We start from the raw sequence: 13,863 nt of genomic DNA on the forward strand, positions 1-13,863 counted from the left end.
GGCAACGGTAGAGGAGTGACCTCCTTGCGGGCTCAGTCATGGGACGAAGTCTGGTTCGGCGGGATGGCTCCTCGTACTCAAGGAGCCGCCTGCACTTTCTTGCCGATGCAGTACAGCTTGTCCTGCGAGCGGATGAAGAGGCAGCCGTCGCTGATGGCGACGCTGGCGCGCACGCTGGAGGCGTTGCCGTTGGGCTTGGTGCCGTTGCCCATTTCGTTCATGCCGAGCAGCTCAAACTGGTCGGTGTTGGCCTTGGCGACATAGACTTCGCCCCAGAAGTTGATGCAGTAGACTTTGTCGTCCACCACGGTGGGGCTGCTTTCAAACTTGGTCTTGCCGCCGAGTTCGCCGGTCCACACGACTTTGCCGGTCTTGGGCTCCAGGCAGCTCAGGGTCTTTCTGCCGCCGTCGAGGACGTAGAATTTTCCTTTGTAGAAGGCGGGGGTGGGCACGTCGCTGGTCACGCCCTTGGGCTCGGTCTGCCAGACGGGTTTGGTCTCGCCTTTGGCATCCAGCGGCATGGCAAAGATGGGGGAGTTTTTGGGTGCGCAGACGATGGCCATGCCTTCGCCCACGACGGGGGAGGGGACGAGGCGGAAGAACTTGTTGTAGCCTTCACCGGGCGGGTTCCAGGTGGCGATGCGGGAGAACTCCTTGCCGGTGGCGGCGTCGTGGATCGTGAGGGTGTCACCGCCGGAGATGAGCATGAGGCGCTGGCCTTTGTAGGTGGTGAAGATGGGGCTGCTGAAGGCCTCCAGAGACTCGGTGCTGGCCTTGCTGGGGCGGATGTGCTTCCAGAGGTCCTTCCCCGTGGCGGGGTCCACGGCGAGGATGTAGCTGCTCATGTCCTTGCCGGCGGTGCCTTTTTCAAACTTGTCCTGGAATTTGAAGGCCTCGTTGCGCTGCAGCACCTGGATGTAGAGCTTGCCGCCGTCCAGCGCGGGGCTGCTGCCGTAGGTCCACTGTGTGGCGAAGGCGCCGTGCGTTTCCTTGAAGTCGCGCTTCCAGACGATCTTGCCCTCGAAGTCGCACGCGGCGGCGATGGCGTTGGCAAAGAGGAAGAAAACGCGGTCGCCATCCGTCACGGCGGAGGGGCTGGCGAGGTTGCTCTTGTCATCCCACTGGATCTCCGAGCCTTCGCTGATGGTGGTGCGCCATTTTTCGCGGCCGGTCTGCTTGTCATAGCACAGGCCCACGAGTTTTTTCTCCGCATCGATGGGGGCGGTGATGAAGACATTGTCCCCCCAGATGACGGGGACGGAGGCGGAGAGTCCCGGCACGTCGGCGGCCCAGCGCACGCCCTCGGTGGGGCTGAATTTCGCAGGCAGGCCGGTCTCGCCGCTGGAGCCGTCCTGGTTGGGCCCGCGCCAGCTCGGCCAGTTTTCAGCGAGAGCGGCGGAGGAGAAGGACAGGCAGGCGAGCAGGAATGCGGCGGGTGATTTCATGGCGGAAGGGAGAGAAGCGAATACGCGCTGGCATGTCGAGATGTTTTCGCGAATTGATCAGCCGCTTTGAATTCGACCCACTGGCAATCGACCACGCTCGCCCTCCTCGGCTTTGGCACGGGGCTGGTGCTGCACCTGCGCTGGCACCCGCTGCGCAGGCATCTGTCAGACGCCTGGGACTGCCTGCGGCTGCGCCCGGCCCTGCTCCTGCTGACGGCCGGGGCCATGCTGCTGGCCACGGCTTTTGCCGAGACGCGGCATGTGCCGTATTCGCTCTCCCAGCTGATGGACTGGCGGGGGATCCTCCTGCCGCTGGTGCGCGATGCGCTGGCCCACATGGCGGTGCTGCCGCATGCGCTGCTGCCGCCATGGCCGCAGGCCTGCGGGGTGCCGCTGCTGCTGGTGTTTCTGACCATCCGCATCTGGCGCTGGCCCTACCGCTACGGTGAGCGCAGGCCGGGGCCGGAGCAGAAGTTTGGCCTGCTGGCCGTTACATTGGCGGGGTTTGTCTGGCTGGGGCTGGAGGGGGCCAGCGCCCGGCACGCGCTGGCTGAAGGTGTGGAAACGGCGAAACTTGGGTGTCGTTACATTTTCGCCGCCCTGGCTGCGGCGTGGGCGCAGGTGTGGCTGGTGCGCTTTGTCATCGCCTGGGAGAGGCCCAAGAAGCCGGAGCCCGGTGGCGATGCCGCCGCTGCGCTGGAGCATGCCTTTGCGCGCTGGCAGGGCGTGGGCTGCCTCGCGGGCTTTAACCTCCTGTGGATGAGCTGGCGCTGGTGGCAGATGAACACCCCGCAGAGCATCGGCGCCTGGTGGTGGGTGGAGCTGCTGCTGCTCTTTGCCGCGCTGCCTGTGGCGGTGGCGGCGGTGCCGGGGTCCTTCTGGCAGCAGGGGGCGGCAGCGCTGCGCATCCTGGGGCGTGCCGTCTTGCCTCTGCTGATGCTCGCCATCACCTCCCTTTTCATTTTTGTTCTCGCGCTTTACGCAGTGGAAATGGGGCGCGCAGGCTGCGCCGGGTCGCCCGTCTGGCGCATGGTCGAGCAGCCCCTGAGCGCTTTGGTGCTTGCCATGCTCGATTGCTGGCTATTGCTAACGGCCCTACTTCTCATGCTGCGCTTTGGCTTTTCACGTTCCCCCTCCGCATGACCAGCGGCACGCTCTCACCAGAACAGATCGTGCGGCGGGCGAAGTCGAACCTCGCTTTCGCGCTCGCCTGCCTGCCCAAGGAACGCCGCAGGGACATGATCGCGTTTTACGCCTTCTGCCGCGTGGTGGACGACATCGCGGACGACCCCAATGCCAGCGAGGCGGACAAGGAGAAAGAGCTCACTCACTGGAAGCGCTGCGTGGAAGAAGGCAATCCGCCGGGGCATTCCGTGCTGGATGAAATGATCCTGCTGCCGGAGAAGTACGGCTTCCCCCGTGCCTGGCTGTGCGAGATCATCGACGGCGTCGCCAGCGACATCACGAAGACCCGCTACGAGACCTTTGAGGAACTGCTGGCCTACTGCTACAAGGTCGCCAGCGTGGTCGGGCTGGTGAGCATCGAGATCTTCGGGTATCAAAATCCGGCCACCAAGGACTACGCGATCAATCTGGGCTACGCGCTGCAGTTCACCAACATCATCCGCGACGTGGGGCAGGACGCCAAGGACACCGGCCGCATCTACCTGCCGCAGGCCGAGCTGCGGAAGTTTGGCGTGCTGGAAAGCGAGATCCTCGACGCCCGCCCGAGCGAGCGCTTCATCAAGATGATGGACTTTCAGTATGCCCGTGCGCGCAGCTACTACGACGCCGCCGAGAAGTGCCTGCCCCCGGAAGACCGCAAAAACATGGTCGCCTCAGAGATCATGGGGGCCATCTACTCGCGCATCCTGGAAAAGCTCAAGCGCGAGCGCTACCCCGTCTTTGCCAAACGCTGCCGACTGAGCAAGCTGCACAAGGTGTGGATCCTCGCCAGTCATCTGCTCAAGGCGCGGTTTGGGAAGTAAAGTAGCCCAGTTGCGCCGCAACTGGATGGGAAGGTCTCATTCTTTCACCAGTATCAGGTGGGTTTCCACGGGACTGAGCCCGCCACGGCGGTACCGCACCTTGACAGGAGTGCCGGGGGGGAGGCGTTTGAAAGTGGTAAACTCCTCCCGCGTCATGGTTTTGAGGGGATGGTCCTCGATCTCCTGCATTTCATCTCCGGCACGCAGTCCGGCTTTGTCCGCCGGCCCGTCTGGCACGACGCTGATGATCCTGAAGTCAGGATTCATGTAGATGCCTGCCGTAGAGGAGCGCGTGATCTCCTGCACGGTGCCGAGGGGCTTGAGACGAAGTTCACCTGCGGAGAAACGAAAAGTCAATACGTAGTGACGGAGCAGGTTCAGGCCGACGATTCCCTTGTCCTCATCCGCCGAACCGGGAGGAGGGCTGATGACATTCGTGCTCAAACCGTGCAGAGTATCAGGACCAAACGTCAGTTCCGGAAGTTTGGCATCCCGGCTCAGCGTTTTGCCGGAAATAGAAAAACCGGTGACCAATCCGGGCAGCGCGTTCTTCAGTGCTTCGGGGGCCACTTTTTCCATGAGCACGCTCGGAAGTTGGAAAGTGGTGCCATGACCGGTGTCAGGGGTGGCCATGAGTTCGTGATGGCCCACCCGCACCGGCACGGCGAGGTTCATCTTATGATATCCCTGCCGGTTGGATATGCCCGCCTGCGGATGGACCATCTTGCAGGAAAGCGGCAGGACCGTTTCGCCCTCCAGCGGCGGTGCTTTGCCAGCGGGGAAGAGGGTGAGTTTTTTGTTTGCAGGATCGATTCGCACATCCCAGTCCGCCAAGGTGCTCACGCCCAGCAGTCCATTCATGCCCGGCGGCATGTCGTAAATGAACACGGGCTCATTTTCAGTCCATGCATCTCCAATGCTGATGCGCTTGGTCAGCACACGCTGGCCAGCCACGCGCTCGCCAGAGGCGCTCGTAGCTGATTCACTTCTTCCTACGGCCGGGAGCCCCAGTTTCTGCGCTGTTCCCGGCGAAAAAGCAGTGACGCAGGAGCCCGAATCCAGCACAAGCCGCATCGGCTTTCCGTCGATAAGGACCTCCACGGTGAACGATCCAGAGATGTTGTACTCAAACGGAACGGTCACACTGTCCGCCCCTGCTGGCAGGCCTGAGGTGCGCAAGGCGCCGGCCAGCGCTGCAGAGATGGGCTGCGGGTCTTCTCCTTGCAGAGGGAGGACGGCGCAAGAAAGCAGCAGAGCAAGACATCGCGGGAGCATGGTGTCAGAGATTAAAGGGGAGTGAGGCAGGACTTTCAGGTCCCCGCCCAATAACGCCTCAGACGTTCCCGTGTTGCAGCCGCTTCGCCATTGGACTATGGCGCGCAGCAAGTAGCCCAGTTGCGCCGCAACGGGTCCGGGGAAAAACCCCCAGTTGCGGCGCAACTGGTCAACTTTGTTTCCAATACTTTTCTGATGGAAACCCCGCCTTTTGTGCGGCTATTGCTTTCCCTCTCTTCTCCATGCGTCCCCTAGCTCTCCTGCTCCTCCTCTCGACGGCCATTCTTGGCCATGCTGAAACCAAGCCTCTCAAGGCCCTGCTCGTGGCCGGTGGCTGCTGCCATGACTATGCGAAGCAGCATGTGATCCTGAGCCAGGGCATCCAGGCGCGGGCGAATGTGCAGGTGGATGTGGTGTGGACAGATGACAAATCGGTGACGCCGCCGCTGCCGCTGTATGACAATCCGGACTGGGCCAAGGGCTACGACATAATCATCCACGACGAATGCGCCGCCGGCGTGAAGGACATGGCGCTGGTGAAGCGCATCCTGGATGTGCACCAGACCATCCCCGCCGTGCATCTGCACTGCGCCATGCACAGCTTTCGCACCGGCACGGACGTGTGGTTCAAGCACCTCGGCATCCAGTCCGCCTCGCACGGCCCGCAGGAGCCCATCGCCATCACCTTTGTGGACAAGGAGCACCCGATCACCAAGCCGCTGGCGGACTGGACCACGATCAAAGAGGAGCTCTACAACAACGTGAACATCTTCGACGGCCACCCGCTCGCCATGGGCAAGCAGGTCGTCAAAGGCAAGGACGTGGACTACGTGGTGGCCTGGACGAATGAAAAAGTGGGCGCACGCAGCTTCAGCACCACCATCGGCCACAACAACGACACCGTGGCGGATGCACGCTACCTGGACCTCGTGACCCGTGGCCTGCTCTGGGCCATGGACAAGCTGACGCCGGATTACCTCACGCCGTTCAAGGGACAGAACAAGATCACCTTTGTGCCTGCCAAGCCCGTGGAAGCTCCCAAGCCGCCCGTGCTGCCGAAAGACGGCCTGCCGGTGAAAGCCAGCGCCAGCAGCGAAGAATCCGGCAAGGGCAACTACGCATGGAAAGCCGTGGATGGCGATGAGAGCACCCGCTGGTGCGCCAGCAACGCCAGCTACCCGCAGTGGCTCCAGCTTGAGCTCGAAAAGCCGCAGACGCTCACCGGCATCCAGACCGTGTGGGAAAACGGCGGTGTGTATCAGTTCAAAGTCGAAGGCAGCACCGATGGCAAGGCCTGGACCACGCTGGTGGATGGCAGCAGCAACACGAAGAACGCGCCTTACTCCAACGAGTTCGCCAAGGTGGAAGGCATCCGCTTTGTGAAGATCCACGCGCTGGGCAAGACCAGCGGCGGCTGGGCCAGCATCCGCGAGGTGCGCCTGCAGGGCCCTGGCATCAAGGCCGTGGCACCGAAGCTCAGCGAGGCGCAGAAGAAGGAATACGACAAGGCCAGCGATCCGCTGAAGGACGCAGGCAACGTGGCCCCCAAGATCGTGAAACTCACGCCCGAGCAGGAGGCCGCCATCTTGAAGGATGTGAAGGTGGCCGAGGGCTTCGAGGTCTCGCTGTTTGCACCGCCGCAGTCGGCGAACTATCCCGTCTTCATCGCCGCCGCACCCGACGGCACGCTCTATGTCAGCAGCGATGGCAACGGCTCCCTCGGCCGCAATGCGCACCGTGGCCGCATCCTGCGCCTCAAGGATCTGGATGGCGATGGCCGCGCCGATGAGGTGAAGGAATTCGTCAAAGACGTGGACGCTCCACGCGGCCTCGTCTGGGACAAGGACCGTCTCTACCTCGTGCATCCGCCGCACCTAAGCGCCTACATCGACAAAGACGGCGACGGCGTGGCCGATGAGGAGAAGGTGCTCGTCAAAAACATCGCCTTTGGTTACAAAGACCGCCCCGCCGACCACACCACCAACGGCCTCAGCCTCGGCATCGACGGCTGGCTCTACATCGCAGGGGGCGACTTCGGTTTCATGGACGCCGAAGGCACGGATGGCAGGCACCTGCAGCATCGCGGTGGCGGCGTCATCCGCGTGCGCCCTGACGGCACCGGTTTGGAAATCTACAGCACCGGCACGCGCAACATCCTCGAAGTCGCCATCAGCCCCACCATGGACATCTTCGCCCGCGACAACACCAACGACGGCGGCGGCTGGAACGTGCGCTTCCACCACTTCACCGGCCTCGACGACCACGGCTACCCACGCCTTTACAAGAACTTCAACGACGAGTGCATCCAGCCCCTCGCCGAATACGGTGGCGGCAGCGGCTGCGGTGCCGTTTACATCGACGAACCCGGCTTCGGCAAATGGAACAACGCCCCCTTCACCTGCGATTGGGGCACCGGCGCCCTCTGGCACCATCAGGTGAAACCCAAAGGCGCGACCTTTGAAGAAACCCGCCCGCCCGAACCCTTCATTAAAATGACCCGCCCCACCGACGCCGACGTGGACGGCAACAGCCGCGTCTACTGCGCCAGTTGGAAAGGCGCCACCTTCAACTGGGAAGGCCCAGACGTGGGCTACATCGTGCAGGTGCGCCCGAAAGGATTTAAGCCTGAGCCGCTGCCGGATTTCGCGAAGGCGAGTGATGCGGAGCTGGTGAAGCAGTTGGAGTCGCCCAGCAACCGGCGGAGGATGGATGCGCAGAGGGAATTGATGAGAAGAAACCTTGCTGAATCATTGCCCAATAAAGTGATCCAGAAAGTTGCCGCAGATGTTTTCAATGACTCTAGCAAATCCATCACAGCACGGATCGCTGCCTTGGGTGCTGCTCGAAGCGAGGGAGATGATGTGGGGCGCGTGGCTCCCCCTGTGGCCTTGAATGCAGGAAGTGAATTAGCGCCTTGGATGGCTCAACGAATGTATCCCACTCCCGTGTTTCCCGCGGGGACCAAATTTGAGCAATGGGTTCGAGTCAGGTATGGAATGCGCGAAGATCTGTCTAAATACAAACCCCTCGAACAGTGGACCATCTCCAAAATTGAGCAGCGCTTTTTGGAATCGTGCATCAAGAGCAAAAACCCAAGATCCCAGGTCGCGGCACTTAGAACAGCTTCAACACTGACACTTTTAGAGCCAATCACAGACTCTCTTTGGAATGCTGTTATTGACGCAATGCTCAGTAGCGATCCTGTTGTCGCTCACACGGCGGCAAACGCGGCAGCCGATCTATTGAATGAGCTGTCAAAGTTTCGAGAGCTTGGCCAGCGATTGACCAAAGAGAGCTTGGATGAACCTCAGAGTGAACCAAGCGAGGGTTTCGTTAAGCTGATGTCTCAAATCAAAACCAATGATGAATTCTCTTTGAGCACCGAGCATGAACAGTTTCGCAAGAACGCGGTTAACAACCGAAATGCCTTCACTGCCAAAACGCAGAAGACTTACGAGCTGGCAGTTCAGAGAGCATTTGAATCACTGGAGAGTCGCTCTCAAATGCTGATTGCTTTGAGGAAAGTGCACACCCCCGAAGTCGTCACCGGCCTCATCGAACGCCTCGCCAAAGCCACCGATCCCGCACTTCGCCAAGGCATCCTCTCTGCTCTCTGCCGCCTGCATTTCCATGAAGGCGAATGGAAGGGCGATTCCTGGGGCACGCGCCCGGACACTCGTGGGCCGTATTACCAGCCGGAGGCATGGAGCGAGACGCCGAAGATCGCGGCGGCGCTGAAAGACGCGCTGGCGAAGGCTTCGCCGGAAGAGGCAGCGTTTTTGGTGAAGGAGATGAACCGCAATCGCATCCAGTCGAACGATGCCCTCGAGCGCATCCTCGTCCTCGCCAAGCAGGATGCGAAGGTGATCCCGGATGCCGTTGCGCAACTCGCCACGGCGGAGACGATTCCTGCGGATGGCATTCCGCTGCTGATTGCTGCGGCGAACAGCAAGGAACTCGATCCGCAGAGCGCGGCAACGACTCTGGCCAATACGCTGACAGCCATCGCCAAGACTGATAGCGCGGAGGCCTGGACGGCGGCGCTGAATGCTTTGGTGGCGCTCGATGCGCAGCAGGGTGCAGGCAAGGAGCAGGAGGCGGGCAGGACGGCCTTCCTCACGGCACCGAAGCTGGAGAACGTGCATCAGGCCTTTGAGGCCGAAGCCGCCAAGGCCGGCACTCCCACCAGCGCGTGGGCGGATGCCGCGCTGCTGAGCCTGGCCGCACGCAAGACCGGCAGCCCCGAAGCGCGTGAGATGTCGCAGAAGTCTCTGGATGCCGGATGGGCCGATGCGAAGCGCCGTTTGCAGATCATCAATGCCGCCGTGAAGACCAAGAGCCATGCGGTGGACGAAAAAATCCTGGCCGCCGTTTCCGCCGCCGACGCCCCCACAGCCAAGGCCGCGCAGAATGCCGTGAAGAGCCTCAAGCTGGTGGCCAAGGGCGAGGACAAGTCGCCGAAGGTCGGCGCGCTGAAGCCCGAGGACGCCATTGCCGCAGTGCTCAAGATGAAGGGCGACGTGGCCATCGGCGAGCAGGTCTTTACCAAGGCCACCTGCGTAGCCTGCCACACCACCAAGGAATCCGAAGCGCAGAAGGGGCCGTATCTTGGCAACATCGCGCAGACCTACAAGCGCCCTGAGCTGGCCCAAAACATCCTCGATCCGAACAAGACCATCGCGCAGGGCTTTGCCAGCGAGGTGATCACCCTGAATGACGGCACGCAGCAGATGGGCTTCATCACGCTGGAGTCCGCCGACAATGTGAAACTGCGCAATGTGGCCTCCCAGGAGTTCACCTTTGCTGTGAAGGACATCAAGAGCCGCCAGCGCCTGCCCATCTCCATCATGCCACCCGGTTTGATGACGAACTTCAGCGTGCATGAGTTCGCCAGCCTGCTCGACTACCTGGAGTCGCTGGCGAAGAAGTAAAACGAGCTTCCCAGTTCGTTGGTCGGGGGCGGAGGATCAGGGCTGAACGAATCTGGAGATTGGTGCTCCAGATTCCCGGGGGGCGGTGTCTCCGTCAACGCCCCGCCTTGAGTGGGCTGCCCCAGGCTGTAGCCCGGGCGTGCGCCGTATCACTTCAGCTCAAAGACAAACGGCAGGCCCTGCGCGTTCATCATGGCTTTTTCCGTCCGCATGAAGCGCTCGGCCAGCCGGGTGAAGCTGCCGTCGCTCTGCATGCGGGAGACGACTTCGTTGACCTTGGCTTTGAGCTCTTCATTACCCTGCTTCAGGCCAACGGCCCAGACTTCCTCGCGCAGCGGGGCGAGAAGAGCGCGAGTCTTGTCAGAGTATTTCTTCTGATAGTTCATGATGGAGAGCTGATCGTAGATCCATGCGTCGACACTCGCGTTCACCACCTCCAGCACGCAGGAGACATCGGCGTCCAGGGCGATGATCTTGGCCTCCTTGAGATTTTCACGCGCCCAGCTTTCTCCTGTGGTTCCCAGGCGGACGACGATCTTGCGGCCCGGAGTCTTCAGGTCGGCGGCGCTTTGTACCGTGGAGTTTTTGGAGGCGAGAATCGCGAGGCCCGTTTTCACGTAGGGCTCGGAAAAGTCGATGGATTTGCGCCGCTCCGGCGTGGCGGTCATGGACGAAAGCACGAGGTCGACGGAGCCGGTGCGCAGCGCGGTGATGAGGCCGTCGAAGTTGATGTTGCGGAACTCCACCTCCTTGCCCAGGGCCTTGCCGATCTCCCGCCCCACCTCGATGTCCACTCCGCTGATCTGGCCTTGGGCATCCACGAACTCAAAGGGCGGGTAGGTGGCGTCGGTGCCGATGATGAGCTTGTCGCTGCGGGAGCAGGCGCAGAGCGTGAGGAGCAGGGAAAGGGCAAGATGGCGAAGCATGGGGCAGTCAGGAGTTTAAATCACCGGCGTAATCGCTGGGCATGCGCCAGTCGCCGCGCGGGGAGAGGGCCACGGAGCCGACCTTGGGGCCGTCCGGCACGCTGGAGCGCTTGAACTGGTTTTGGGCAAAGCGTTTGAAGAAAACCGCGAGCCACTTGGAGATTGTGGCGTCGTCGTATTTGCCGGGGAAGGCCTGCGCGGCCAGCCAGCGGATTTTTTCGGCGCTGCTGCCGTGACGCACAAAGTGAAAGAGGAAGAAGTCATGCAGCTCATACGGACCGACGGTGTCCTCGGTCTTCTGCTGCAGGGATTCATCGGCCGCCAGGGGCAGCAGTTCGGGGGAGATGGGCGTGTCGGCGATGTCCTGCAGGATGGCGCCCGCCTTCTCTGCAAAGGGGCCTGCCGCACACCACTCGATGAGGTAGCGCACCAGCGTCTTCGGCACACCGGAGTTCACGTGGTACATGGACATGTGGTCGCCATTGAAGGTGCACCAGCCCAGCGCCGCCTCGGAGAGATCTCCGGTGCCGACGACGATGCCGCCGGTCTTGTTGGCCAGGTCCATGAGGATCTGCGTGCGCTCGCGGGCTTGTGAGTTTTCGTAGGTCGCGTCGTGCTGGGTCTCCGAATGGCCGATGTCTGCGAAGTGCTGACGCACGGCGTCATTGATGGAAATGGTGCGCATCTCGACATTGAGCGCCTCGGCGAGCTTTTCGGCATTGCCCTTGGTGCGTGTGGAGGTGCCGAAGCCGGGCATGGTCACCGTCAGGGCCGCGCTCAGGGGCATGCCGGCGCGCTTGAGGGCCTCCAGCATGACAAGCAGGGCAAGGGTGGAGTCAAGCCCGCCCGAGAGGCCAAGCACGGCGGTCTTGGCGCGTGCCTGCTTCAGGCGGCGTGCGAGGCCGGTGGCCTGAATGGCGAAGATCTCCTCGCACACGGCTGCGCGATCGACTTTGGCGGAGGGTACAAAGGGATGCGCTGTGACGGGGCGCCGCAGCGTGTCTGCCTCGCCCATAGCGGCGCCCAGGCTGAAGGTCACGCGCCGGCAGCCGCTGCTGACGGCAGCGTCACGGAAGGCGGAACTTTTCAGCCGGTCATGCGCCAGGTGCTGGAGATCGACGTCGGTGACGATGGCGCGAGTTTCAAAGGCAAAGCGTTCGGTTTCGCCGAGGATGACGCCGTTTTCCGCCACGATGCCATGGCCGGAATAGACCACGTCGGTGGTGGACTCACCGGCACCTGCGCCGGCATAGACGTAGGCGGCCAGGCAGCGCGCCGCCTGCTGTGCCACGAGATGGCGGCGGTAAGGGGCCTTTCCCAGCACCTCGGTGCTGGCGGAGGGATTGGCCAGCAGCGTGGCACCGGCCAGCGCGAGGTGGCTGGAGGGCGGGATGACCGTCCACAGATCCTCGCAGATCTCCACGCCGAGCACGAAGCCGGGCACATCGAGCACCTCAAACAGCAGATCTGCACCGATGGCGACGTCCACGTCATTCAGGCGCAGAGTCGCGACATCCAGCGTGTGGGCGGGCGAGAACCAGCGGCGCTCGTAGAACTCGGCGGAGTTGGGCAGGAAGGTCTTGGGCACCATGCCGAGCAGGCGGCCCTTGGCCACCACGGCGGCCATGTTGTACAGGCGGTCGCGCACGCGCAGGGGCAGGCCGACGACGAGCACGCAGGGCAGGTCCTGGGTCTGCTGCACCAGCTCATGCAGCCCTCTCACCGCCGCGTCCAGCAGCGCGCTGGTATGAAACAGATCCGCGCAGGAGTAGCCGGTGAGGCTGAGCTCCGGGAAAACGGCCAGGCGGCAGCCGCGCTGTGCCACCGCGCGCGCCTCACGCGCCAGGATGGCCACGTTCTTTGCCACGTCTCCCAGCACCAGCTCTGGAGACACGGCTGCGACACGCACAAAGCCGAGTCGTTCGCGCGTGGAGGTCGGGGTGGGGGCGGGCTGTGGCATCGGGGAAAGTAGCACGTGGGGTTTGGGGTGCGCGAGGAGTAAGTACGATGGGCGCTCTTGTCTGTCGGTGACCATCGCTTCGCTGAAATCCACCAGTTGCAAGCTGTCCTGCCGTGCAGCCCCAGAAGGCTAACGCTTGCGTCGATAGATTTTAATTGGGTGCAGGCTTGGGGGATTGCGAGAGCGCTGACCGACAGGCATGAGTGCCTATCGTACTATTCCAGCATCCGCGCTTTCAGCTCCGGCGTGGGCATCATGCAGGACTCGTCTTTGCCAAACCAGCGGTAGCGATTGCGGGAGATGAAGCCGTAAGCGGCGTCGCGCAGGGCTCTTGGCAGGAGTTTGAAAATGAGTGCGAGTTTCCACGGGCCGCCGAGCGTGCGGGCGATCTCGAGAGCGGCGTCGCTGGCCTTGAAGGCGCCGCGGGGAGTGATGAAAAGCATGGTGTCGGGCGCGGCGGGATCGAGGCCATGCTGCGCATAGAGCTGGCTGCCCAGCGGGCTCTGGATGGGGGCGAATTTGATTTTCGCCTGAAGATCACGCTTCACGATGAAGCGCACGCTGGCATCGCAGAGATGGCAGATGCCATCAAAGAGAAGCAGGTGGTCGCGGCTGGGATCGTAGTGGGGCAAGGCTAGTCGAGCTTACGATTGTCCTGAGCGGTTGGCACGGACGAAAACCAGAAGAGGTAGGCGAAGATGAGCAGGGTGCCGAAGCCAAGCGTGAAGCTCCAGGTGCGTGTGTGGGCCATGGGATGAAGAATGTAGGTGGCGATGCGGCTGAGCAGGGAGGCGGGCCGGTGCAGGAGGTCCCAGCTGTTCCAGCGGTCAAAGCGGCCGAGGTAAATGCCAAAGCCGCTCAGGCCCAGGGCGCCAATGCTCACACACCAGGCGGTGGCATGGGAATACTGCCGCGCAAACCAGTGCTGCACGATGTGCAGAGACTGAAAGCCGAGCCCGAGCGAGACGAGGGCAAAGGAAAGCAGCATGAGGAGATCGAGCCACTTGGGGACGCCGCCGGGGTGCTCGCTCAGGTGCATGAGGTCCGTGAGGACGTAGGGCGCGTTTGGGAAAAAGAGCAGCCACGCGGCCAGCAGCGGCAGTGCCAGGATGGGGCGCCTGACCCGGCGCAGACCCAGGCTGAGGCCCAGCGGGATGGCGGCCAGAAAGAGATTCCACAGCATGAAGGCGTAGTAGTGATGCCCGGCCATCTGCATGCGCAGATTCAGCACGATGCAGCACCACAGACAGGCGAGGAGATACAGCAGAAAGACGCGGGGAGACATGGCGGCGTCATGATACGCCGATGAGGAAGGCAACGGCAAGCGGCGCCGGATTT

9 protein-coding genes are annotated in these 13,863 nt (G+C 62.4%); 3 read left to right on the forward strand and 6 right to left on the reverse strand.

What is annotated here, in order from left to right:
• Positions 1-77: 77 nt before the first annotated feature.
• Entirely contained in the window at positions 78-1,445 is a 1,368-nt protein-coding gene (locus ACFQDI_RS21490; protein WP_377170781.1) for an outer membrane protein assembly factor BamB family protein, read from the reverse strand.
• A gap of 66 nt (positions 1,446-1,511) precedes the next feature.
• Between ACFQDI_RS21490 and ACFQDI_RS21495 the strand changes: the two genes are divergently transcribed.
• Together ACFQDI_RS21495 and ACFQDI_RS21500 are read left to right on the forward strand one after the other, a co-directional pair.
• Positions 1,512-2,588 carry a hypothetical protein gene (locus ACFQDI_RS21495; RefSeq protein WP_377170783.1) on the forward strand — a complete coding sequence of 359 codons (1,077 nt, stop codon included), beginning with the start codon at positions 1,512-1,514 and terminating at the stop codon, positions 2,586-2,588.
• Positions 2,585-3,433 carry a phytoene/squalene synthase family protein gene (locus ACFQDI_RS21500; RefSeq protein ID WP_377170785.1) on the forward strand — a complete coding sequence of 283 codons (849 nt, stop codon included), beginning with the start codon at positions 2,585-2,587 and terminating at the stop codon, positions 3,431-3,433. Before ACFQDI_RS21495 ends, ACFQDI_RS21500 begins: the two co-directional genes overlap by 4 nt.
• A 36-nt stretch (positions 3,434-3,469) precedes the next feature.
• Here ACFQDI_RS21500 and ACFQDI_RS21505 read toward each other — a convergent pair whose 3' ends face one another.
• Positions 3,470-4,708, reverse strand: coding sequence for an aspartyl protease family protein (locus ACFQDI_RS21505; protein WP_377170787.1), 1,239 nt, complete (start codon positions 4,706-4,708; stop codon positions 3,470-3,472).
• Between the two features lie 242 nt (positions 4,709-4,950).
• Between ACFQDI_RS21505 and ACFQDI_RS21510 the strand changes: the two genes are divergently transcribed.
• On the forward strand, positions 4,951-9,639 hold the full coding sequence (locus tag ACFQDI_RS21510) for a DUF7133 domain-containing protein (RefSeq protein ID WP_377170789.1): 4,689 nt from the start codon (positions 4,951-4,953) through the stop codon (positions 9,637-9,639).
• A 149-nt stretch (positions 9,640-9,788) separates the two neighbouring features.
• Here ACFQDI_RS21510 and ACFQDI_RS21515 read toward each other — a convergent pair whose 3' ends face one another.
• The 4 genes from ACFQDI_RS21515 to ACFQDI_RS21530 all read right to left on the reverse strand — a co-directional run bounded on the left by ACFQDI_RS21515 (position 9,789) and on the right by ACFQDI_RS21530 (position 13,810).
• On the reverse strand, positions 9,789-10,565 hold the full coding sequence (locus ACFQDI_RS21515) for a transporter substrate-binding domain-containing protein (protein WP_377170791.1): 777 nt from the start codon (positions 10,563-10,565) through the stop codon (positions 9,789-9,791).
• A gap of 7 nt (positions 10,566-10,572) precedes the next feature.
• Positions 10,573-12,525 (reverse strand): NAD(+) synthase, encoded by a 1,953-nt coding sequence (locus ACFQDI_RS21520; protein ID WP_377170793.1) that lies wholly within the window; start codon positions 12,523-12,525, stop codon positions 10,573-10,575.
• Between the two features lie 215 nt (positions 12,526-12,740).
• On the reverse strand, positions 12,741-13,157 hold the full coding sequence (locus ACFQDI_RS21525; RefSeq protein ID WP_377170795.1) for a thiol-disulfide oxidoreductase DCC family protein: 417 nt from the start codon (positions 13,155-13,157) through the stop codon (positions 12,741-12,743).
• A 2-nt stretch (positions 13,158-13,159) separates the two neighbouring features.
• Positions 13,160-13,810: a DUF1361 domain-containing protein gene (locus ACFQDI_RS21530; RefSeq protein WP_377170797.1), complete on the reverse strand. Its 651-nt coding sequence runs from the start codon at positions 13,808-13,810 to the stop codon at positions 13,160-13,162.
• Between the last annotated feature and the right edge of the window lie 53 nt (positions 13,811-13,863).

It is taken from the genome of Prosthecobacter fluviatilis (assembly GCF_042655725.1).
GTDB classification, from domain to species: domain Bacteria; phylum Verrucomicrobiota; class Verrucomicrobiia; order Verrucomicrobiales; family Verrucomicrobiaceae; genus Prosthecobacter; species Prosthecobacter fluviatilis.

Excerpts from the sequence above, each read along its gene's own strand:
- ACFQDI_RS21490 (WP_377170781.1), bottom strand. The coding sequence starts at position 1,445 with ATGAAATCACCCGCCGCATTCCTGCTCGCCTGCCTGTCCTTCTCCTCC.
- ACFQDI_RS21500 (WP_377170785.1), top strand. The coding sequence starts at position 2,585 with ATGACCAGCGGCACGCTCTCACCAGAACAGATCGTGCGGCGGGCGAAG.
- ACFQDI_RS21505 (WP_377170787.1), bottom strand. The coding sequence starts at position 4,708 with ATGCTCCCGCGATGTCTTGCTCTGCTGCTTTCTTGCGCCGTCCTCCCT.
- ACFQDI_RS21510 (WP_377170789.1), top strand. The coding sequence starts at position 4,951 with ATGCGTCCCCTAGCTCTCCTGCTCCTCCTCTCGACGGCCATTCTTGGC.
- ACFQDI_RS21515 (WP_377170791.1), bottom strand. The coding sequence starts at position 10,565 with ATGCTTCGCCATCTTGCCCTTTCCCTGCTCCTCACGCTCTGCGCCTGC.
- ACFQDI_RS21520 (WP_377170793.1), bottom strand. The coding sequence starts at position 12,525 with ATGCCACAGCCCGCCCCCACCCCGACCTCCACGCGCGAACGACTCGGC.
- ACFQDI_RS21530 (WP_377170797.1), bottom strand. The coding sequence starts at position 13,810 with ATGTCTCCCCGCGTCTTTCTGCTGTATCTCCTCGCCTGTCTGTGGTGC.